General features: G+C 65.0%; 18 protein-coding genes. 8 read left to right on the forward strand and 10 right to left on the reverse strand.

Annotation, left to right across the window (positions count from 1 at the left end; genetic code table 11):
* Positions 1-124: 124 nt before the first annotated feature.
* The 4 genes from P0R31_RS21145 (at position 125) to P0R31_RS21160 (ending at position 5442) form a co-directional block, all read left to right on the forward strand.
* Positions 125-895, forward strand: a complete 771-nt coding sequence (locus tag P0R31_RS21145) for an enoyl-CoA hydratase (RefSeq protein ID WP_275516029.1) — start codon at positions 125-127, stop codon at positions 893-895.
* Positions 896-1211: 316 nt separating this feature from the next.
* Entirely contained in the window at positions 1212-2402 is a 1191-nt protein-coding gene (locus P0R31_RS21150; protein ID WP_275516031.1) for an acetyl-CoA C-acyltransferase, read from the forward strand.
* Positions 2403-2512: 110 nt separating this feature from the next.
* Positions 2513-3802 (forward strand): MFS transporter, encoded by a 1290-nt coding sequence (locus tag P0R31_RS21155; RefSeq protein WP_275516034.1) that lies wholly within the window; start codon positions 2513-2515, stop codon positions 3800-3802.
* A gap of 164 nt (positions 3803-3966) precedes the next feature.
* Positions 3967-5442 carry an FAD-binding oxidoreductase gene (locus P0R31_RS21160; RefSeq protein WP_275516035.1) on the forward strand — a complete coding sequence of 492 codons (1476 nt, stop codon included), beginning with the start codon at positions 3967-3969 and terminating at the stop codon, positions 5440-5442.
* Positions 5443-6428: 986 nt separating this feature from the next.
* Here the strand turns inward: P0R31_RS21160 and P0R31_RS21165 are convergent.
* The 3 genes from P0R31_RS21165 to P0R31_RS21175 form a co-directional block, all read right to left on the reverse strand.
* Positions 6429-8126 (reverse strand): GMC family oxidoreductase, encoded by a 1698-nt coding sequence (locus P0R31_RS21165; RefSeq protein ID WP_275516036.1) that lies wholly within the window; start codon positions 8124-8126, stop codon positions 6429-6431.
* Between the two features lie 172 nt (positions 8127-8298).
* Positions 8299-9858, reverse strand: coding sequence for an acyl-CoA carboxylase subunit beta (locus P0R31_RS21170; RefSeq protein WP_275516037.1), 1560 nt, complete (start codon positions 9856-9858; stop codon positions 8299-8301).
* Complete coding sequence (locus P0R31_RS21175) at positions 9788-10762, reverse strand: IclR family transcriptional regulator (RefSeq protein ID WP_275516038.1); 975 nt, start codon at positions 10760-10762, stop codon at positions 9788-9790. The genes P0R31_RS21170 and P0R31_RS21175 overlap by 71 nt, the downstream gene beginning before the upstream one ends.
* 95 nt (positions 10763-10857) lie before the next feature.
* Between P0R31_RS21175 and P0R31_RS21180 the strand changes: the two genes are divergently transcribed.
* The 4 genes from P0R31_RS21180 to glsA all read left to right on the forward strand — a co-directional run bounded on the left by P0R31_RS21180 (position 10858) and on the right by glsA (position 16580).
* A complete protein-coding gene (locus P0R31_RS21180; protein ID WP_275516041.1) occupies positions 10858-11079 on the forward strand; it encodes a biotin/lipoyl-containing protein in 222 nt (73 codons plus the stop codon).
* A gap of 166 nt (positions 11080-11245) precedes the next feature.
* Positions 11246-12412, forward strand: coding sequence for a TAXI family TRAP transporter solute-binding subunit (locus P0R31_RS21185; protein WP_036001123.1), 1167 nt, complete (start codon positions 11246-11248; stop codon positions 12410-12412).
* Between the two features lie 232 nt (positions 12413-12644).
* On the forward strand, positions 12645-14711 hold the full coding sequence (locus P0R31_RS21190; RefSeq protein ID WP_275516045.1) for a TRAP transporter permease: 2067 nt from the start codon (positions 12645-12647) through the stop codon (positions 14709-14711).
* A gap of 21 nt (positions 14712-14732) precedes the next feature.
* Positions 14733-16580, forward strand: coding sequence for a glutaminase A (gene glsA / locus P0R31_RS21195; protein ID WP_275516046.1), 1848 nt, complete (start codon positions 14733-14735; stop codon positions 16578-16580).
* A gap of 8 nt (positions 16581-16588) precedes the next feature.
* Here the strand turns inward: glsA and P0R31_RS21200 are convergent, their stop codons facing one another.
* The 7 genes from P0R31_RS21200 to P0R31_RS21230 all read right to left on the reverse strand — a co-directional run bounded on the left by P0R31_RS21200 (position 16589) and on the right by P0R31_RS21230 (position 22413).
* The gene (locus P0R31_RS21200; protein ID WP_225185880.1) at positions 16589-16891 is read right to left on the reverse strand and encodes a nucleoside triphosphate pyrophosphohydrolase family protein; all 303 of its coding nucleotides are present in this window, start codon (positions 16889-16891) and stop codon (positions 16589-16591) included.
* A gap of 25 nt (positions 16892-16916) precedes the next feature.
* Complete coding sequence (locus P0R31_RS21205; protein WP_275516048.1) at positions 16917-17444, reverse strand: carboxymuconolactone decarboxylase family protein; 528 nt, start codon at positions 17442-17444, stop codon at positions 16917-16919.
* A gap of 482 nt (positions 17445-17926) precedes the next feature.
* The gene (locus P0R31_RS21210; RefSeq protein WP_275516049.1) at positions 17927-18286 is read right to left on the reverse strand and encodes a Zn-ribbon domain-containing OB-fold protein; all 360 of its coding nucleotides are present in this window, start codon (positions 18284-18286) and stop codon (positions 17927-17929) included.
* Positions 18283-19419 (reverse strand): thiolase family protein, encoded by a 1137-nt coding sequence (locus P0R31_RS21215; protein ID WP_275516050.1) that lies wholly within the window; start codon positions 19417-19419, stop codon positions 18283-18285. Before P0R31_RS21215 ends, P0R31_RS21210 begins: the two co-directional genes overlap by 4 nt.
* 171 nt (positions 19420-19590) lie before the next feature.
* Positions 19591-20790: a CaiB/BaiF CoA transferase family protein gene (locus tag P0R31_RS21220; RefSeq protein WP_275516051.1), complete on the reverse strand. Its 1200-nt coding sequence runs from the start codon at positions 20788-20790 to the stop codon at positions 19591-19593.
* A 123-nt stretch (positions 20791-20913) separates the two neighbouring features.
* Complete coding sequence (locus tag P0R31_RS21225) at positions 20914-21120, reverse strand: hypothetical protein (protein ID WP_275516052.1); 207 nt, start codon at positions 21118-21120, stop codon at positions 20914-20916.
* 123 nt (positions 21121-21243) lie between these two features.
* On the reverse strand, positions 21244-22413 hold the full coding sequence (locus P0R31_RS21230; protein ID WP_275516053.1) for an acetyl-CoA acetyltransferase: 1170 nt from the start codon (positions 22411-22413) through the stop codon (positions 21244-21246).
* Positions 22414-22470: the final 57 nt, after the last annotated feature.

The following is a 22470-nucleotide window of genomic DNA, read 5'->3' on the forward strand; positions in this document are numbered from 1 at the left end:
TGCCACGGACTTCACGCTTGCAACTCCGCTGCCCTGGCCGCTTGACAAGGAAAGCGTTTCGGCCCGGAAGTGATCCCGACCGGCGCGCCTCGCGCAGGTCCACGAAACCTCTCGAGATCTCACGATGGAAATGCTCAACAATCATTGCGGCGTGACGCGGGATGCTCGCGGCGTCGTTCACGTCGCGATCTGCAACGCCGGCCCGCTCAACATTCTCGGCTCGCCCGTGACCGACGCCGTGCGCGAAGGCCTGCAGCAGCTCGCATCCGACCGCAGCATCCGCGTCGTGGTGCTGCGCGGACAGAGCGAGAAGAGCCTGATCGGCGGGGCCGACATCAAGGAGATGGCCGGGCTCGACCAAAAATCCGCGGAGGCCTTCATCAGCCGCCTGCGCGATCTCTGCGAGGCGGTGCGCGCCTTCCCTGCCCCGGTCATCGCACGCATGCCGGGCTGGTGCCTCGGCGGCGGGCTCGAAGTGGCGGCGGCCTGCGACTTCCGCATCGCCGCGCACGATGCCCATTTCGGCATGCCCGAGGTACGCGTCGGCATCCCCTCGGTGATTCACGCCGCGCTGCTGCCGCGTCTGATCGGCTGGGCCCGCGCGCGCTGGCTGGTGATGACGGCGGAGAACATCGACGCCCCCACGGCGCTGGCGTGGGGGCTGGTCGACAAGGTCGCCACGCCCGGCGAGCTGGATGCCGAGGTCGAGCATCTAGTGAAGGCGCTGCTCGATTGCGGCCCTGAGGCGCTGCGATCGCAGAAGGCACTGCTGCGGCAATGGGAGGAACTTCCGCTGACGGAGTCGGTGAACCTCAGCGTGAAAGTGTTCGGCGAGTCGTTCCTGACGGACGAGCCGACGCGGCTGATGGGCGCGTTTGTGAACCGGAAGCGATAGGCGCGCTGTGATGGGTTAGACTCTTTCCATTTCAAAGGTGTCATGCCCCGGCTTGACCGGGGCATCCAGTACGCCGCAGCCTCTCGGCTCAGTCATAGCCGCCTCTGGAATACTGGATCGCCCGGTCAAGCCGGGCGATGACAACGGTGTGTGTGGAACGACCAGCGCTTGATCCCATCCCGCACAACCTCCCCCCAATCGCACGACCAAATCTCATCCGACCCACGACATTTTCTCATCCCTGCCGCCGTTGCATTTTTTGCGCCGCATCATATGATGATCATAATCCTACAAGCCATCGCCAGGGAGTCCCGTCATGGCCGAAGCCGCCGATCCCGTCGTCATCGTCTCCGCCGCCCGCACTCCGCTCGGCCGCTTCATGGGCGAATTGTCGCCGCTTGCTGCGCACAAGCTCGGCTCGCACGTGATCGGGGCGGCGCTGGAGCGCGCCAAGCTCGCGCCCGAGAAGGTCGACGAGGTCTTGATGGGCTGCGTGCTGCCGGCAGGCCAGGCGCCGGCGCGGCAGGCAGCGCGGAGCGCCGGTCTGCCCGATGCGACCGGTGCCACCACCGTCAACAAGGTCTGCGGTTCCGGCATGAAGGCGACCATGCTGGCGCACGACATCATCCGCGCCGGCTCGGCCGAGATCGTCGTCTCCGGCGGCATGGAGAGCATGAGCAACGCGCCCTATCTGCTCGCCAAGGCGCGCGGCGGCTATCGCGCCGGCCATGACCGCATCATCGACCACATGATGATGGACGGGCTGGAGGACGCCTATGAGACCGGCCGTTCCATGGGCGATTTCGGCGAAGCGACCGCGGAAGCCTATCAATTCACCCGCAAGGACCAGGACGCCTATGCGATGGAGACGCTCAGTCGCGCGCGCAAGGCGGTCGAAGGCGGCGCGTTCAAGGCCGAGATCGCGCCGATCACGCTGACCGAGAAAGCAGGTCCCCGCATCATCGCCAATGACGAGCATCCGCTGAAAGTCGATCCGGCCAAGATTCCCGGATTGAAGCCAGCGTTCCGCGCTAACGGCACCATCACGCCCGCGGCCTCCTCCGCCAATGCCGACGGCGCCGCTGCGCTGGTGCTGACGAAGCGCTCGCTGGCCGATCGGAGCGGATTGCCAATCCTCGCCGAGATCAAGGGCCACGCCACCCACAGCCAGGAGCCGCAATGGTTCACCACGGCGCCGATCCCGGCGATCCGCAAGCTGCTGGACAAAGTCGGCTGGGCTGCCTCCGACGTCGACCTGTTCGAGATCAACGAGGCCTTCGCGGTGGTGGCGATGGCCGCGCAGCGCGATCTCGGCATTCCCAGGGAGAAGCTGAACATCCACGGCGGCGCCTGCGCGCTGGGCCATCCCATCGGCGCCACAGGTGCGCGGCTGATCGTGACGCTGCTGCATGCGCTCGAGGCGAACAACCTCAAGCGCGGGGTTGCGTCGCTCTGCATCGGCGGCGGAGAAGCGACCGCGATTGCGGTGGAGCGCCGCGCCCGCTGACGCAGACGTCCGAAAACGAGGGAACTCTGTCATTTGCGACAGACACATCCCGTGTCATTCTCTACACTGACGCAGGTCTGTTGCGGCCTGCCCATCCACGTTGAGGCCCGATGATCTCGAACTGGCTCGCGGCAGCACTCTCCCGCCGCAACATCCACTACGGCTGGGTGATGGTCGGCGTGACCTTCCTCACCGCGCTGATCAGCGCCGGCACGGTCGGCGCGCCCGGCGTGTTCATCGTGCCCCTTCAGAAGGAATTTGGCTGGAGCACGGCGGAGATTTCGTCCGCGCTGTCGATCCGCTTCATCCTGTTCGGGCTGATGGCGCCGTTCGCGGCCGCCCTGCTCAACCGCTATGGCCTGCGCAACGTCACGCTGGCAGCACAGCTGATCGTGGTCTCGGCGCTCGTGCTCTCGCTCGGCATGACGGAGGTCTGGCAGCTCATCGCCCTCTGGGGCGTGGTGATCGGGATCGGAACCGGCATGACTGCCTTGGTGCTCGGCGCGACCATCGCCACGCGCTGGTTCGCGGCAAGGCGCGGCCTCGTCGTCGGCATCATGACCGCAAGCGTTGCCACCGGGCAGCTCGTGTTCCTGCCGCTGCTGGCGAGCCTCACCGAACGCTACGGCTGGCGTCTCGCGCTCGGCCTGGTCTGCATCATGCTCGTTATTTCGTCGCTCGCGGTGCTGCTCGCGATGCGCGACCGGCCGAGCGATGTCGGCCTGCGGCCGTTCGGTGACGAGGGCACCGAGCCCCTGCCCGCGCCGCCAGTCAGCCACGGCTCGATCACGGGCGTTGCGCTTGGGACGCTACGCGACGCCTCGACGTCGATGGCGTTCTGGATCCTGTTCGCGACCTTCTTCGTCTGCGGCGCCTCCACCAACGGGCTCGTGCAGGTGCACCTGATCCCGATGTGCCTGGATTTCGGCATCCCGCAGGTGCAGGCGGCGAGCCTGCTCGCGGCGATGGGCATCTTCGACTTCTTCGGCACGATCATGTCGGGCTGGCTGTCGGACCGCTACGACAATCGCTGGCTGCTGTTCTGGTACTACGGTTTGCGCGGGCTCTCGCTGATCTTCCTCCCCTTCAGCGATTTCTCGTTCTACGGGCTCTCGTTGTTCGCGATGTTCTATGGCCTCGACTGGATCGCGACGGTGCCGCCGACGGTACGGCTCACCGCGCAAAAGTTCGGACCCGAGCGCGCCAATCTGGTGTTCGGCTGGATCTTCGCCGGCCACCAGCTCGGCGCTGGTGCCGCGGCGTTCGGCGCCGGGTTCTCGCGGACGGTCTACCAGAGCTATCTGCCCGCCTTCTTCATCGCCGGCGCGCTCTGCATGTTCGCGGCCTTGATCGTGCTGGCGCTGTCGCGGCAGCCGAAACTGCAGCCGGCGGCGGCCTGAAGCCGGCTTACGACCCGATCGCAATGGTGACGCCGGACCCGGCGGCGTCACCATCCGCAAGTCGCGCTCGGCCACATTCCCATTAGACTCCTCGCGCCAAACGTGGACAATGCCCTCCGCACGTCATCGTGCGCAGTGCACACCAAGATGCGCCAGAGGAAACAATGCCGGCTGCCTTCCCATCGTCCCCGCCCATCATCCCAACCGCCCCCGTGACCGCCGAGATGCGCGATGCGTTGCGCGCGATCGTCGGCGAGAAAGGCCTGATCGAGGACGAGCACGGCAAGCAGCCGTTCGTGACGGATTGGCGCGGATTGCTGGTCGGCAGCGCCGGCGCGGTCATTCGCCCTGGGAGCACCGAGGAGGTCTCGAAAGTGGTCCGGCTCTGCCATGAGCAGGGCGTCGCGATCGTGCCGCAGGGCGGCAACACCGGCCTGATGGGCGGGGCGACGCCCTGGCCTGCCCACACCGGCATCGTGCTGTCGCTCGGCCGCATGAACCGCGTGCTGGATGTCGATCCCGTCGGCTATTCGATGACGGTCGAGGCCGGATGCGTGTTGCAGACGCTTCAGGAGACCGCAAGCGAGCACGACCGCTTCCTGCCGCTCAGCCTCGGTGCCCAGGGCTCCTGCATGATCGGCGGCAATCTCTCCACCAACGCCGGCGGCGTGCAGGTGCTGCGCTACGGCAATGCGCGCAATCTCGTGCTGGGGCTCGAGGTCGTGCTGCCGAATGGCGAGATCTGGAACGGATTGCGCGCGCTCAAGAAGGACAACACCGGCTACGACCTCAAGCATTTGTTCATGGGCGCCGAGGGGACGCTGGGCATCATCACCAAGGCCGTGCTCAAGCTGTGGCCGGCGCCGAAAGACGTCTGTACGGCGTGGCTGGCGGTCCGCGATCCCCGCGCGGCGCTGGAAATCCTGTCCGAGGCGCACGCGGCGTCCGAGGACAATGTCAGCTCCTGCGAGCTGCTCAGCCGGGCGGCAATCGACCTTTCCCTGCGCCACATTCCCGGCACGCAGGATCCGCTGAAGGCGGACACGCCCTGGTATCTGCTGCTGGAATGGTCGTCGGCGCGGGCGCGCCAGGACGGAACCGAGGGCATGTCCGGCAAGATGGAGCAGTTTCTCGCCGATCAACTCGAAGCCGGCCGCGTGCTGGATGCGGCGATCGCGCACACATTCGGTCAATCGCGCAACATGTGGCGCATCCGCGAAGCCATGGCGGAAGCCTCCCGCGCCGAGGGACCGGGGATCAGCTTCGACGTGTCGGTGGCGATCTCGGGGATTCCGGAGTTCATCGACAAGGGCCTCAAGGCCGTGCTCGACATTCTCCCGACCATCCGGCCCTATCCGCTCGGGCACATCGGCGACGGCAATCTGCACTTTTCGTTCATGGGGCCGAAGGGCATGGACCAGCAGACGCTGAACCAGTACACGGCCGCCATCACGCGCGCCGTGAACGATCTCGTCACCTCGATGGGCGGCTCGATCTCGGCGGAGCACGGCATCGGCATCGACAAGCTCGACGAGCTCAGCCACTACCGCTCGAAGACCGAGCTCGACATCATGCGCACCATCAAACGCGCGCTCGATCCGCAGAACATCATGAATCCCGGCAAGGTGCTCCGGCTGTGATCGGCTGGGCGCCGACGCCAATAATTTATTCAGCGTTGGCGGGCCGCAAAGATGTTGCGACCCGTCCGCGGTTCTTAGAGTGCGCTGTCCTCAAGCCACCGAGCCGCCGCGCGGGTTGACAATCGTATACCCTCGCAGCGAACGCGCGTGGATTCGCGTCGCGCGCCCACCCGAGTTGGCGTCATAGGCCATCCAGACGTCGCCTCCGAGGTGCTGCTCAAGGACAAAAACGTGTCCTCGTCGCGCGGCAACCATTCCCGGTGCGGGTGACGTCCGCGGAAAGCGGAGCCAATTGGACGCAAGATTCAATTCCGGCACGATACGGCCGAACACGCGCAGAGCCGCTCCGCAGCCGCAGAACGACGAAGGGCAACCGGCCGGACGGCCACCGACAATGCGAGTGCCGTGGGCACCGGAGACGGTCGCCGGCGTTGCCGTGCTCCCAGCAGCCGGCGTTGTCGTGCTCCCAGCATCAGTCACTGTCAGTTGTGTCGAGCGGTATGCTTGCAGTGTGGGCCTGGAGATCAGCGAAGATCTTGAGGCCAGTGAGGGCCTGGAAACCCGCTCGCGTCGCGTCTGCGAATACGAGAAGTCGCAGGGCATGGTGACGTTGCATTCAGGAGCTTGATGAAGGCGATAAGGGCGCGCTTCCGAAGCGATAGAACCCAGGATAACGAGGACGCACGCAGAAAATACTCGCTTGAACATTGCAGGACTCCAAATGAGAGACCCTGCCCCGGGCAAACAGACCAATAACAGTTTGGCTGAAATGGGCCTAAAGCGCGGCTGAAAATGGCTGCGATCGTGCGCCACGACTGCACGGTCTCATAGCCTACACGTAGCGCCTGAGACGATTAACTCGCAGCGCTCGAATGCTCGATCAGCGCGTCAAGCTCGCGGCATGCAACCAAGTCGGACCGGCGAGGCAAGTATCCATCAGCGCTCCTCCTCCCCGCACTGCCCGGATCGCCAGAACTCGTTGCCGCTCATTGCATGATCGCGGCCGCGATCTTCTCCGCCGACATCAACGCGGGAAAGTTGGTGTTGGCACATGGCACCACCGGGAAGATCGAGGCATCGACGACGCGCAGGCCCTGCACGCCTTTGACGCGGCCCTGATTGTCGACCACCGTCATTGGATCCTCAGTGCGGCCCATTCGGCATGAGCACGAGGCGTGCCAGACGCCGATCGTCGCCTTGCGCACGAAGGCTTCCAGCGCCTCGTCGTCGTTCATCACCTGATCGAAGGTGAAGCCTTCGACGACGAAATTGTCGATCATGTAGTGACGCAGCGCCGCCGGCCCGTCCATCAGGGTCGCGGCGATCGTGGTGAGAATTTTGTTCCTGGTGTTGACCACGCCGATCTTGCGGACGCGATCGGTATAGGCGGCCGGAAACGGCTTGTCCGTCACCTTCCTGACCGCCTCGCTCATCTGGATCGCCGCCATCTTGCGGAAACCGCTCATCAGGCGATCGAGATCGCGGCGGTCGGACAGCAGGTTGAACTCGACGATCGGCTCTGCCGAGGGATCGCGCGAGGCGAGCTTGACCTGTCCGGTCTCGGAATAGGTCTTGTTGACGAAGGTCAGGAGCGAGCCGATCTGCGCGCCGACGGCGTGCCATGCCGATTTGCTGATGACGACGACGAACATGTCGCCCTTGGGCACATCAGGCAGCCCGGAGGAGTAACGCAGGCCGAGCTGCATGTGACGCCTGGTGTGCTCGTTCATGCGCGCGCCGCGGCGGACAAAGGACGACAGCGAGATCGACGGATGATCCATCAGGCGCTGGCCGACCCCCGGCAAGGCCGCCAGCACGGGAATGCCCAGGTCCTTGAGGTGGCCGATGGGGCCGATGCCGGCGCGGAGCAGATGCGCCGGCGAATGGATGGCGCCGCTGGAGAGGATGATCTCGCGTCCGCGGAATTCCTGCTCGCGTCCGTCGACCATCGCCTTCACGCCGACGCAGCGCGTGCCTTCGAACAGCAGCTCGCGGACGACCGTGTTGGTCGAGATCGCAAGGTTCGAACGCGCGCGGGTGTCGCGATCGAGATAACCCATCGCGGCCGAGACGCGCTGCTCGGCCTGGTTGGAATGCGTCACCGGGAAAAAGCCGTCGACGAATTCGCCATTCTGGTCCGGCAGGAATTGATGGCCGGCCTGCTGGAAGGCCTGCGCGAACGCCTCCGAATGCCGCGTCCAGTGCTCACGCGGGATGCGGCGGACCGGGATCCGGCCGTCCTTGCCGTGATAGGGTCCGTCGAAATCGAGGTCGCGCTCCACCTTCTTGAAGAACGGCAGCACGTCGGCCCACGACCACCCTTCGGCGCCGCGCGCCTCCCATTCGTCGTAGTCGGTTGGGGCGCCGCGGTTGGCCATCTGCCCGTTGATCGACGAGCCGCCGCCCAGCACGCGTGCCTGCTCGTATTTGCGCAGAGGCGGACGCGCTTCGTTCGGATTGTTGTGGCTGACGACCTGCGTCGTGACCTTGAGCTCGGTCCAGTGAAAGCGCGGATCGAAATAGGCTGTGCCGGGATAGCTGTCCCTGATCTCGGCCGGCTCGTTGCCGGGCGGGGTGTCCTGACCGGCTTCGCACAGCAGGACCTTGTTGGCACTCCTGGCGGAGAGCCGGTGGGCCAGCACGGAGCCCGCCGAGCCGCCACCCACGATGATGAAGTCGTACACGATTGGCGCTTCCTCTTGTTCTTGTTGGGGGAGCTTAGCGCGTTATTGTTTTCTGCTGGAAGGGCTTTGAGTGTCCCGGACGCTCTGCAGCGCACCACCGCCGGACGATGCTTCGCATCTTCGGCAGCGCTGCGCTGCGTCCGGGGCACGAGCGTCATGACTTGGCACAATGCTACGGCCTGATCGTCATGTTCTCCGGCGGCCCCGGCTTTCGCAGCGGCTCCGCGAGCCGGGCAAACTCGCACAGGAGCGAGCGCGTCTTCCTGGGATCGATGATCTCCTCGACCCAGAACTTTTCGGCCGAGCGGAACGGCGAGCGGAGCTTGTTGAGCCGCTCCTCGATCTCCTTCAGCTTCGCCGCCTTGTCTTCCGCCGCGTCGATGTCGGCGCGGTAGGCGGCTTCGATGCCGCCTTCGAGCGGCAGCGAGCCCCAATAGGCCGAGGGCCAGGCATAGCGAATCGAGAAGCGGTCGGCCGGCTGGTGCACGACACCGGCGACGCCGAACGCATTGCGCAGGATCACCGTGCACCACGGCACGGTGGTCTGGTTCACCGCCGCCATGGCGCGCACGCCGTGGCGGATGGTGGCGGCCTTCTCCGCATCGAGGCCGATCATGAAGCCGGGGCAATCCATGAGATAGACGACCGGCAGGTGGAAGGTCTCGGCGAAGTCGACCCAGCGCACCACCTTCTGGCAGGCATCCGCGGTCCAGGATCCGCCATAGTGGAAGCTGTCGCTGGCGAGCAGCAGCACCGCCCTGCCCTCGAGCCGCGCGAGACCGACAATGATCGGCTTGCCGAAATTCTTGGCGACCTCGAAGAACGAGCCCTTGTCGACGACGGACTCGATGATGGGCCGCATCTTGTAGACCTGCTTGCGGTTGCGCGGCACCGCGTTCATCAGCGCTTCGTCGCTGCGCTCCGGGCTGTCCGTGCAGGGCAAGGTCGGCGGCAGCTCGTAGACCGATGACGGCAGGTAGGAGAGGAAGCGCCGCGCGCAGGCTAACGCCTCCTCCTCGGTGTCGACGGCGTGATCGACCGCCCCGGCGCGGGTCTGGATGTCGGCGCCGCCAAGCTCCTCCTTGGTAAGATCCTGCCCCAGCGCCTTCACCACCGGCGGACCCGCGACGAACATCGCGGACTTCCGCGTCATGATGGAATAGTGGCTGGCGGCAAGACGCGCGGCGCCCAGGCCGGCCACCGAGCCGAGGCCGAGCGCGACCACCGGCACGCGCGACAGGTTCTCCGTCGTGAAGCGATACCAGCGCGTGCCGCCGATGCCGCCGGGCAGATTGGCCGCGCCCTTGGTCTCGATGGTCTTGACCGAGCCGCCGCCGCCGGAGCCTTCGATGATGCGGACGATGGGCAGCCGGAAATCGTGCGCCATCTCCTCCGCCATCAGCGGCTTGGCCGAGATCGACGCATCCGCCGAGCCGCCGCGCACGGTGAAATCATCACCGACCACGACCAATGTGCGGCCGTCGACGCGCGCGCGGCCGAACACGCAATTGGCCGGCGTGAGCTTCTTCAGATCGCCGCTGGAATCGTACTCACCGATGCCGGAGACGGCACCGATCTCGTGAAAGCTGCCCTTGTCGATCAGCTTGTCGATACGCTCCCGAACAGTCAGCCGGCCCTGGTCATGCTGTCGCTTGACCTTGTCAACGCCGCCCATCTCCCGCGCGAAGGCTTCGCGCCGGGCGAGCTCGTCGAGTTCCGGCTTCCAGTTCATTCACTCCCTCCGAATGGATCGGCTTGTTATTGTTGTGCACGGCCATGGCGACCGGCTTACGCGAGATACGGTTGTTGAAGGCGTCGCCTTCCGCGCCTTCCATCAGGCTTCCGAGCGAGCGGCCAAGCTGGAGCATCCGCGGTGCGACTTCGTCGTGCAGACGCTGCTCGTCATACATCGCCGACAGAAGACCGATCGTGATGACGACGAAGGTCTGGTACTGCGGCGACCAGATCGGCACCGCGAGGCCGTTGATGTGCGGGCTCCAGAGGCCGCAGGCGACGACATAGCCGCGCTCGCGCAGCATCTGCCGGTTGGCCTCGATGCGGGGCTTGAGAATCTTCGCAGCCTCGGGGGCTTCGCGCTCCATGTCTGCGACGAAGGCGTCTCCGATTTCCGGCGCGAGCGCCGCGGTGTAGGCCGCACCCGCAGCGGTCGAGGCCATCGAGATGCGGCTGCCGGTGCCCTCGTGCAAACCGAGCGCGTTCGGCGAGCGCGCGAACTGGAGATAGACGAGATGGAAGCGGTCGGGGACGACGAACCCGACGGTGCCCGGCAGCTGTTCGGCGACTTCCTGCAGCCGTTGGCGAATCATGCTGCGCAGCTGCGCGCCCTTCATCATCGAGGCGCTCATCGCGACCGCGCTCGGGCCGATGCGATACTTCTGATCGCGCGGGAGATACACGAGCTGGCCCATGCGGGTCAGCGTATGCGTGAGCCGCGACACCGTCGAGCGCGGCAGACCGCAGCGATTTGAAATCTCGAGATTGCCGAGTCGCGCCTCGTGGCCCTCGAAGCATCGCAACACGTCGAACGCGCGCGACACCACCTGGATCACATCACCCTCACCGGCTTCGCCAGCGAGCGCACCTTGCCTGCTCAACCGCTCCGAACGTCGTCCCATGATCCCTACCGTTGTGTTCCGCTGTGCGGAATTAAATTCCACTTGCAGACGACGCTACCTCAGGCATTTTGCGACGACAACAAAAAGGCGATGGCATGCCAGAAATTAAGATCGTCACGGAGGTCGCGGGACGCATCTGCGCAACTCCCGTGCAAGTTGGAGGAACCGTCGCGGATGGCGATGACGTTGTGGTGGTCGAAGCGATGAAGATGGAGATCCCGGTGCCCTCGCCCGCAACCGGCACGATTACATCGCTTCTCGTGAAGGTCGATGACGTCGTTGCAGAGGGACAGGCGATCGCGATCGTTGCGAGTTGAGCGTCTTATCCGGTCTTTTCCGCGACAATCTGTCAGCCGCGTTCGTGCATGCTCGTTACGGCGTTGCCATCGCTTCATCGCGGTGACATGATCGGTTTCAAACAAACGTTGTTTCAAACAAAGAATGAAAATCTTCGCGCCAAAGCGAGGATCATTGGAGGGAAACATGCTTCGTGGGCTGCTCGTGCTCGCGCCTGCTCTGGTGGCGGGCATTTCTTTTGCGTCTACACGCTATTCGTTCGCCGAAGACATCAAGCTGCCGGCGACATTGACGTTCACCGCCTATGACACCGGCACCGCCGGCTTCAACATCGCGGTCGGCGTCGGCAAGATGATGAAGGACAAGTACGGCACCGACGTGCGCGTGCTCCCCGCAGGCAACGACGTCGCGCGCCTCGCGCCGCTGCGCGCCAAGCGCGCGGTTTCCGCGGCAATGGGGTCGGGCACCTACTTCGCGCAGGAAGGCGTGTTCGAGTTCGGCTCGAAGGAATGGGGTCCGCAGCCGCTGCAGACCCTGCTCTCGACCGTCGACTGCAATTGCGCCTCGCTTGCGGTGGCCGCCGACACCGGCGTGAAGGAGCTGAAGGACCTCAAGGGCAAGCGCGTCGGCTTCGTGGTCGGCTCGCCCGCGCTGAACCAGAACTCGCTCGCGGTGCTCGCCTTCGCCGGGCTGACGCAAAAGGACGTCAAGGCCGTCGAGTTCGCCAGCTACGGCGCGATGTGGAAAGGGCTGATCAACAACGACGTCGATGCCGCCTTCGGCACCACCATCACCGGTCCCGCCAAGGAGGCCGAGGCTTCGCCGCGCGGGTTGATCTGGCCGCCGCTGCCCGCCAAGGACAAGGAGGGTTGGGCGCGGATGCAGAAGGTCGGCTCGTTCTTCTTCCCGCAGCTTGCGACCTGCGGCGCCGGCATCTCGCCGGAGAAGCCGATCGAGCTCGGCAATTATCCCTACCCGATCTTCGTCGCCTACGCCTCGCAACCGGCCGACCAGGTCTATGCGATCACCAAGGCGATGATCGTCAACTACGACGCTTATAAGGACTCCGCGCCCGGCGCCGGCGGACTCGCGGCCAACCGCCAGACCAAGAACTGGGTGGTGCCGGTGCATCCCGGCGCGGTGAAGGCGTTGAAAGAGGCCGGCCAATGGAGCGACGCTCAGGAGGCACACAACAACCAGCTGATCAAGCGGCAGGAGGTGCTGGCGGCCGCCTGGGCCGATTACGGCAAGTCCAATCCGCCGTCGGACGACAAGGCGTTCCTCGAAGGCTGGACGAAGGCGCGTGCCGCGGCGCTGGCGAAAGCGGGCATGCCGAACGGGTTCGAGGAATAGAGCGGGATGAGCTCTTCCGTTACCAGGTACGAGAGGCGCTCCCTCTCCCACTTGCGGGAGAGGGTTGGGGAGAGGGTGTCTCTGCAGTGGGAGTCCCCCAGAGGAGAGAGCCCTCACCCGCCGCGTTGCGGCGACCTCTCCCGCAAGCGGGAGAGGTTAAGGAGCCCGCGGCCCTATCGAGCCAACCAACACCCATTCGCCTAGTTTAGTTACCAGCCCACGCGCGGGATCGATGATGCCTTCTTCCACCTCCACCGCCTCGGCCAAGCGGGTCGTGTTCGACGATCCGCATGGCGCGGCCGGCAACATGCAGGAGGCGGAGGTGACGCGGGTGCGCACGTTGCGCGGCGCGTGGCGCTGGACGCTGATTGTTGCGACCGCCGCGACGATCCTGCTCTGCATCAACCAGCAATTCTCGCTGCGCTTCTTCGTCGGATACACCCAGCTCAACACGGAGTATTTCTATCTCCTGATCGCATTGATGCTGCCGTTCACGTTCCTGATCTTTCCGGGCACCGGACGCGCGCCGCTCGACCGCGTTCCCTGGTATGACCTCGTCTTGTTCGTCGCGACCTTCGCGGCATCCCTCATGCTGATGTCGAATGTCCGCAAGGCGGCGGAGGCCGGCTGGGAATTCGGCGGCGCGCCCAACACGGTGATCGCCGCAGGCCTCGTGATGTGGGTGATGCTGATGGAAGCGTTGCGCCGCACCGGCGGCTGGAGCCTGCTCCTCAGCGTGCTGCCCTTCACCGTCTATCCGCTGTTCGCCGAGGCCGGCTGGCTCGGGCCGTTCCGCGGCACACAGTCGACGCTGGAGCAGGCCACCGCCTATCATGTGCTCTCGGGCGAGAGCCTGCTCGGCATTCCCATCCAGGCCTTCGCCGACACCGTGATCGGCTTTTTGGTATTCGGCACCGCGCTGATGATGACGGGGGCGGGAAAATTCTTCATCAATCTCGCCTTCGCGCTGTGCGGCACCTTCCGCGGCGGCGCGGCAAAAGTCTGCATCTTTGCCAGCGGCCTGCTCGGCATGATGTCCGGCTCGATCATCTCCAACGTGCTCACCGCGGGAACCATGACCATCCCCGTGATGAAAAAGAGCGGCTTCCGCGCGTCCTATGCCGCCGCGATCGAGGCCTGCGCCTCGACCGGCGCGGTGCTGGCGCCACCGGTGATGGGCGCGACCGCCTTCGTCATCGCGCAATTCCTCAACGTCAGCTACGCCGACGTCGCGGTCGCCGCGATCATTCCCGCAGTGCTCTACTATGTCGGCCTGTTCATGCAGGTCGATGCCTATGCCGCCCGCCACAAGCTGAAGGGCATTCCGCGCGCCGAGCTGCCGCGGATCATGGACACGATCAAGGACGGCTGGTACTACGTCTTCGTCATCGCGCTTCTGATCGTGATGCTGCTCTACTTCAAGCGTGAGAGCCACGCGCCGTTTTACGCCACCGCGCTGCTGCTGGTGCTCAACCAGTTCTTCTCCAAGGACACGCGCTGGACATTTGCGACGATCGGCAAGTTCCTGGAGGTCAACGGCCGCACCTTCGTCGAGCTGGTCGGCATCCTCGCCGGCTGCGGCCTGCTGATCGGCGCGTTCTCGATGACGGGCGTGGTGTCGAGCCTTGCCAACGACCTCCTGCACATCGCCGGCGACAACGCCTTCCTGCTGCTTGGCATGTGCGCGCTCACCAGCCTCATTCTCGGCCTCGGCCTGACGACGACAGCCTGCTACATCTTCCTCGCCATCCTGGTCGCGCCGGCGCTGGAGAAGCTCGGGCTCAACCGCATGGCCGTGCACATGTTCATCTTCTATTGGGGCATGCTGTCGTCGATCACCCCGCCGGTCGCGATCGCCTCCTTCGCAGCTGCCGGCATCGCCGGCTCGCCGGCAATGAAGACCGGCTGGGAATCGATGTGGGTCGGCAGCATCATCTATTTCCTGCCGTTCTTCTTCGTGCTCAATCCGGCGCTGGTGCTGCAGGGTTCGAGTCCATACCTCGCCGGGCTCGGCCTGATGGGTCTCGCCGCCTTCGGCACGCTGTTCATCTGCGGCGGCATCCAGGGCTACCAGCCGTTCGTCGGCGACTTGCGCGGCACAGGCAGCCTGGAATGGCCCATTCGCGTGCTGCTGGTGATCGGCGGCTTCGTGGTGGCGACCCCCGGCGGCGGCATCATGCCGTTGTCGCAGATGCAGGTGACGTTGGCGGGCCTTGGCATCCTGCTGCCGACGACTCTGATCGCGCTTCTGCTGGTCCGGCGCCAGCCTGCGATGCCGGACGGGTTGCGCGTACCCTGATTGCGTTGCACAAGGGAGGCGATGAAACCGCTCTCGCCTCTCGCCACTGCCTGGACCCGCTCGAAGCCGCCCTTGCTGCGGTTCCTGGACAATTGCCTCAGCGAATTCTCCGCCGAAACGTCAGGCCATGTCGCCGACTACATTCCCGAGCTCAGCAAGGCCGACCCTGCCTATTTCGGCATCAGCCTGGCGACGCTGGACGGCCATGTCTATGAAGTCGGCGACTCCAGAGTGCCCTTCACCATCCAGTCGATGTCGAAACCCTTCGTGTTCGCGCTGGCGCTGGACCTGCTCGGCGCCAGCAAGGTCGAAGGCGCGATCGGCGTCGAGCCCTCCGGCGATCCCTTTAACTCGATCCGGCTCAATTCCGAGAATCATCCGTTCAACCCGATGGTCAATGCCGGCGCGATCGCCTGCACCGGGCTGATCTACGACAGCAAGGGCGCGGAGGCGTTCGAGCAGATCCGCCTTGCGCTCAGCCGTTTTGCAGGACGCGACCTTTCCGTTGACGAGGCGGTCTTTGCTTCCGAAAGCCAGACCGGCGACCGCAACCGCGCCATCGGCTATCTGCTCAAGACCAACGCGGTAATCTCGGACAACGTCGCCGGCGTGCTCGACGTCTATTTCCGGCAATGCGCCGTGCTGGTGACCGCGCGCGACATCGCGGTGATGGCGGCAACGCTCGCCAATCGCGGCATCAATCCGGTCACCGGCGAGCAGGTGCTGAGTCCTTACGCGATCTCGCGCACGCTGTCGGTGATGACGTCGTCGGGCATGTACGACTATGCCGGCGAGTGGATCTACCGGATCGGCATCCCCGCCAAGAGCGGCGTCGGCGGCGGCATCCTGGCCGCGCTCCCTGCCCGCCTCGGCCTCGGCAGCTATTCGCCCAAACTCGACAAGCACGGCAACAGCGTGCGCGGCATCAGGGTCTGCGAGGCGCTGTCCTCGCATTACGACCTGCACATGCTCAACCGCAGCGACGACGCGCGCAACGCCGTCATCGCCGACTACGACATCGGCAAGAGCCCGTCGCGCCGCGTGCGCCGCCCGCAGGAGCGCGAGATCCTGGCGGCCCACGAGCAGGAGGTGCGCATCATCGAGCTGGTCGGCACGCTGTCGCTGTCGGCGGTCGATTACGTCTCGCGCCGGCTCGCGGGACGACCGCGGCCGCAATTCGTGATCTTCGATCTGCACCGCGTGACCTCGACTACGCGGGCCGGCGCACGGCTTGTGGCCGAAGCGTTCGAGGAATTGGCCGCGCTGAATGTCACGGTGGTCTTGTCGGGCGTCCGGCGCGCCTCCAAGGAATGGAATACGTTGCGCGAATGGACCGCCGAGCTGAAGAACGTGCGCGACTTCTATCTGCTCGATACCGCGATCGAATGGGCCGAAGACCAGATCGTCTATCGCTACGGCGGCTCGATCGATTTTCACGAGACCACCGAGCTTGCCGAACAGCCGCTGCTGACCGGGCTGAGCGAGGAAGAGCTGACGGATCTCGCTTCGCTCTGCACCATCAGGACCTATCAATCCGGCGCGAAGATCCTCACGGCCGGCGACCCCGCCGATGCCCTGTACTTCCTGCGCAGCGGCGCCGTGCACGTCACCTTGCCCGACGGCGTCAGGCTGGCGACGCTCACCGCCGGCATGGCGTTCGGCGAGATGGCGCTGCTGGAGCAGACCCGCTCCGCCGACGTGTTTGCCGACATGGCAGCGACGGCATGCGAGGTCCCGCTGAAGGATTTCGAGCGCTTCCGCAAGCAGCACCCCCGCGCCAGCGAATGCATCATGCGCAACCTGGCCCAGCTCCTGGCCGACCGCCTGATCGTCGCCAACGCCAAGGTGGATATTCTGACGGCGACGTGAGCCGCGGCCTATCGGCTCGCCGCTTCGCTGATGCGTCGCCTGATCTTGGCGGCACTGGCATCGAGCAGCGCGGATGGCTGCTGGCCGGTGGCGGCGCACAGGCAGGCCCAGTAGTAGACGACATCGCCGAGCTCTTCGACGAGACCCGCCTTGTCGAGCCAATCGTCGCGCAAGAGCTTCTTGATGTGCTCGGCGACTTCGCCGGCCTCACCGGCAAGGCCGAGGCCGAGATAGGACAGCCGCTCGTTGGACGGATGCTCTTCGACTTTCGCAATGGTTGCGGCCCAGGCCGCATATTCGTCGATCGTCATCGGCATCCCTCGCGCTTGCGTCGATTCAGCCCACCACTTCGGTGACCGGTTGAAGATCGATCTCGAATGTCTCCAGGAACTTCGACGTCATGATGTAGAAGCCGACCGAGAGCTGCAGCTCGACCAGCGCGGCCGGTGTCAGCTTCGATGCGATCGCCTTGAAGGTCGCATCCGTCGGCTTCTTCAGCTTCACGATCTCGTCGGTGAAGGCGAGCGCGGCGCGCTGCACCTCATTGAAGCAAGATGCGGCCTGCCAATTCTCGAGCGCCTCGTTCTGCTCGTCGGTGACGCCGACATTCTTGCCGATGCGCTTGTGCGCGACGATCTCATAGGGTGCCTCGCACAGGATGCCGGTACGGGTGATCGCAAGCTCGCGCACGATAGGGTCGAGCTCGCCCTTGTGCCTGATTGCGCCCCCGAGGCGGCAATATTGCTCAAAGTAACTCGGCGAATGCGCCATCATCCGGAAGATGTTGGCATGACGGTTCTTGTCGAGGATTTCACGGGTGCGGTCGGATGCCTTGGACGGGTCGCTGTACTGAATGCGGGCCATGATTTTCCTGAAGTTTTCCCTGATCTTTTGATGCTTTTTGTCGCCATCGGCGAAGGTTCCCGAAGACTCTATTCGCGCGGGGACGCAGGAGCAACATCATCGAGTCAAATTGCCGCCGCATTGCTGATCGACCCTGACACAGTCGATATTCGCCGCGGGGGGACAAATCGCGGCGGATACTCGCAAGGGGTGTTCCGAGTAAAAACAATTGGCCGTCGTATGCGCTCACCGCGCAACGATGAGTCACGCCCAAGTCTAGGGAGAAAACGGCATGAAGGAAGCCACCAAGGGGGCAGCCTCGGGAGCGCTCGCGCATATGCTGGCGGTGACGGCGATGCTCGTCATCGCCAGCATCTTGTTCTACGGGCGTTGAGTTCGAGTTTGAGCGTTTTCGTCATTCCGGGGTGGCTCTCGCACAAGCCAAGCCCAGAATTCCCGTTCCAGGCTCGGTCACATGACCGCCCCCGAATGACGGATCCACACTATTTCAGTCTGGCAAAGAACGGCACCAGCTTGCCGGCAAAGGGCTTGAAGCTCGCAATGACCGAATCGCCGATGGCGAGGTCGTTCTCGCCATGGGCCATCATGCGAAAACCTTCGGCGCAATCGACCAGCAGGATGTTGTAGGGCACGTGGGCGCGCGTCTCGGGCGTTGCCGCGCGGCAGACCAACGAGGTCGCGTACACCCTGCCCTTGCCGCTGGTGCGCTGCTCGCGCGGGTCCGATTCGCCACAAGCTGCGCAGAAGGCCCGATGAAAATACTGCACATGCCCGCATGAGGTGCAGGTCTGGTAGGTGATGGCCGCTTCGCCCTCGGTCCAGTCCGCCAGACGCTCGCTCATCTGACCCGCTCCAGGAACATGCTGACGTGAGACGACAGCACGCCGCCGTCGCCGTGCAGCAGTGCAATCGAGGCATCGCGCACCTGGCGGGTGGCCGCCCGTCCCGTCATCTGCAAATGCGTCTCGACGAGATGCGCCATGGCGCCGCCGACGCCGCAATGGCCGTAGCTGAGCAGGCCGCCATGGGTATTCAGCGGCATCGCGCCGTCACGGCTGAAATGGCCGGCGCGCACGCGCGCGGCCGCCTCGCCACGGCCGGCAAGCCCGAGGTCTTCCAGCAGCATCGCAAGCGTGATCGTAAAGCTGTCGTAGATCGCGGCGTAGCGCACATCAGAGATCGCCAGACCCGTGGCCTGCTTCGCGCGGGCGATGGAGATCTCGGCGCCAAGCTCGCTGAGGGCGGGCGCTGCCGTGACATGCTGATGCGTGTGGGCCTGGGCGCAGCCGCGGATGCGCACGCCCGCTTCCCCGGTTCGCTCGCGGCTGACGACGAACGCCGCGCCGCCGTCGGAGACCGGGCAGCAATCGAGCAGCTTGAGCGGGAGCGCCACTGGCTTGGAGGCCATGACATCGGCGACACTGATCGGATCGTGGAATTGCGCGCCGGGATGGGTGCAGGCGTGGGCACGCATCAGCACCGCGAATTCGGCGAGATCCTCTTCGGTCACGCCGAATTCGTGCATGTATCGGTTGGCAATGAGGCCGTAATAAGCGGGAATGGTCGGTCCTAACGGCACCTCGTAGTCGGGATGGCCGACCTGCGCCAGCGCCTGGATCGAGGCATCGCGGCTCTGCCCGGTGAGCCGGTTCTCGCCGGCGACCACGAGAACGTTCCGGCAGACATCTGACGCGACGAGATGATGTGCAAGCATCGTCATCGCAAGACCCGTGGCGCCGCCGACCTGCACGGCATGGGCGTAGGACGGGCGGATGCCAAAATGCTCGGCGAAGACGGTGGCGAGCATGATGTGCGGCGAGACCGTGGAGTAGCCGCAGAGGATGCCGTCGATGTCGGCTCGCTTCAGGCCAGCATCGTCGAGCGCGGCTTGCGCCGCTTGGCTCATCAGGTCGAGCGAGGAGGAGTCCTCGTGCTTGCCGAACGACGTGAGGCCGACGCCGGTGATGAAGCTCATGGCGGGCTTTCTCCACCGTCATTCCGGGGCGCGCCGTTAGGCGCGAGCCCTGGTGCGCAATTGCGCACCTGAGAATCCATACTCCCGATCGTGGTTATGGATTCCGGGCTCGCGCCCAGGTGGGCGCGCCCCGGAATGACGGATGAGAGAGTTTGCGCCATACCTTCGTCCCTACTCCGGCGCCGTGCGCGTGACGCCATCGCGAACCATGGCCGCAATCTCATCCTGGGAATAGCCGATCTCGCGAAGAATCTGGGCGCCGTGCTCGTTGAGCCGCGGCGCCAGGCGTACCGGCTCGGCTTCGGTCTCGGACCAGGTCGCGGTCACCTTCATGCTGCGGATCGGACCTTCGGTCGGATGGGTCACCACCGGGAAGAAGCCGGTCGCCTCCAGATGCGGATCGTGCAGGATCGAGGCGAGATCGTGCATCGGCATGACAGGCACGTCCGCTTTCGTCAGCAGGTCGATCCATTCGGCCGTGGTCCGCGTCTCGAAGATGCGCGCGAGTTCGGCGTAGACCACATTGATATTGGCGGCCCGGCCGGCGAAGGTCGCGAATTTGGGATCGGCGCGGAGGTCATCGCGCCCCGTGGCCTTGAAGAAGTTCTCCCATTGCTTGTCGTTGTAGACGATGACGCTGAGATAGCCGTCCGAGGTCTTGTAGGGCCTGCGGTCGCGCGAGAGATGGCGGGCATAGCCGCCCTTGTCGAGCGGCGGCTCGAAGGTGAGCCCTCCCATGTGGTCGCCCATGACGAAGCCGGCCATGGTCTCGAACATCGGAATGTCCAGACGCTGGCCGCGGCCGGTGCGGTCGCGGTGCACGAGGCTGGCGCAGATCGCGCCGACCGCGGTGAGGCCGACGATACGATCCACGAGGGCGTTCGGCACATAGCGCGGCACGCCGTCGCCGGTCTGCGCCATCAGAGCCGGCAGGGCCGTGGCGCCCTGGATCAGGTCGTCGTAAGCGGGTTTTGCGGCATAGGGCCCATCCTGGCCGAAACCGAACACGCCGGCATAGACCAGGCGCGGGTTGATGGCAGAGACGACGTCGTAGCCGAGCTGAAGCCGCGCCATGGCCTGCGGGCGGACGTTGTAGACCAAGACGTCCGCGTCCTTCAAAAGCCGCAGCACGGCTTCGCGCCCCGCCGGTTTCTTGAGGTCGAGGCAGATCGAGCGCTTGCTGCGGTTGGTGTTGAGGAACACCGGCCCCATCCCGGCGTGACGCATCGGGCCGATCAGGCGGGTGACGTCGCCGTCCAGCGATTCCACCTTGATGACGTCGGCACCGTAATCGCCGAGCATCTGGGTCGCGTAAGGGCCCATCAGCACGGTGGTCATGTCGACGACCTTGATGCCTTTCAGCGGCCCCATCGTTCGCTCCCGATCGCGCGGGGCTCAATTGCCTCGCGATTTCGGTCCAGCTAACGGCAGTGCCGCCGCTCGCGCAAGGGCGGGCGGCGTATGGCGGCATGCGCCGCGGGGCGACGACCGCCGCTATTTCTTCTGACGGGATTCCCGGATCTTCAGGAGCCGGTCGAGTTCGTCGTTCTGCTGGCTGATCCGGTCGGCGATGCGCGACTCGTTCTGCTCGCCGGAGGCGGCAGCGGCCTGCTCGATGAGCTGGCGGATGTTGTCTTCGAGGATCGCGATACGATCGTTGAGTGCGTCCATCGAGAGTGAATCTTCGTAGTTGGTGCTCATGATGCTTTTCCGTAAATCAATCAGGAGCCGTAGGGTGGGCAAAGCGAAGCGTGCCCACCATGATCTGGCGCAAGGAAAGATGGTGGGCACGGCGCTTTCGCGCCTTTGCCCACCTACGAGAGCTTACTTGAGCGGCTCGAGCACCGAAACGTAGTTGGCGACAGCCGCGCCACCCATGTTGAAGATGCCGCCGAGCTTGGCGTTCTTGAGCTGCATGCCCTCGGGCGCCTGGCCCGCGAGCTGCATCGCGGTCATCACGTGCATGGAGACGCCGGTGGCGCCGATCGGATGGCCCTTGGCCTTCAGGCCGCCTGACGGATTGACCGGCAGCTTGCCGTCCTTCAGCGTCCAGCCCTCTTTGATGGCGCGGGCGCCCTGCCCCTTCGGCGTCAGGCCCATCGCTTCGTACTCGATCAGCTCGGCGACGGTGAAGCAGTCATGGGTCTCGACGAAGGAGAGATCGGACAGCGTGACACCGGCCTTCTCCAGCGCCCGCTGCCAGGCGACCGTGCAGCCTTCGAACTGCAGGATGTCGCGCTTACTCATCGGCAGGAAGTCCTGGGCGTGCGCAGTCGCGCGGAAGCCGATCGATTTGGTCATGCCCTTGGCCGTCTCGGCATCGGCCAGCACCAGGGCGGCGGCACCGTCCGAGACCAGCGAGCAGTCAGTGCGCTTCAGGGGACCGGCGACGTAGGGGTTCTTCTCGCTCTCGGCGCGGCAGAAGTCGAAGCCGAAGTCCTTGCGCATCTGGGCGAAGGGATTGGCGACGCCGTTCTTGTGGTTCTTGGCCGCGATCAGCGCCAGCGCATCGGACTGGTCGCCGTATTTCTGGAAATAGGAGCTGGCGATCTTGCCGAACACGCCGGCGAAGCCGCCGACCGTGTCGCCGTCCTCGGGCAGGTAGGAGGCCTTGAGCAGGTTCTTGCCGATTTCGGCGCTCGGCGTGCGCGTCATCTGCTCGACGCCGACGACCAGCACAATCTTGGCCGCCCCTGCGGCAATCGCGCGCAGGCCCTGATGCACGGCGGCAGATCCAGTGGCGCAGGCGTTCTCGACACGGGTCGCCGGCTTGAAGCGCAGCTTGGGATCGGCCTGCAGCACCAGCGACGCCGTGAAATCCTGCGGCGAGAAGCCGGCGTTGAAATGACCGAGCACGATTTCGTCGACATCGGAGGCCGAAATCCCGGCGTCAGCGAGCGCCTCGTTTGCGACGCGGGTGACGAGGCTTTCGACGGTTTCGGTATCGAACTTGCCGAACGGCGTATGCGCCCATCCGACGATGCTGGCGGTCATGGTCGTCTCTCCCTGAGGTCTTGTCCTGAGCTAAGTCTTAGCCCAGGGATGGCAAGA

This window comes from Bradyrhizobium yuanmingense, from assembly GCF_029167105.1.
Taxonomy (GTDB): Bacteria; Pseudomonadota; Alphaproteobacteria; order Rhizobiales; family Xanthobacteraceae; genus Bradyrhizobium; species Bradyrhizobium yuanmingense_A.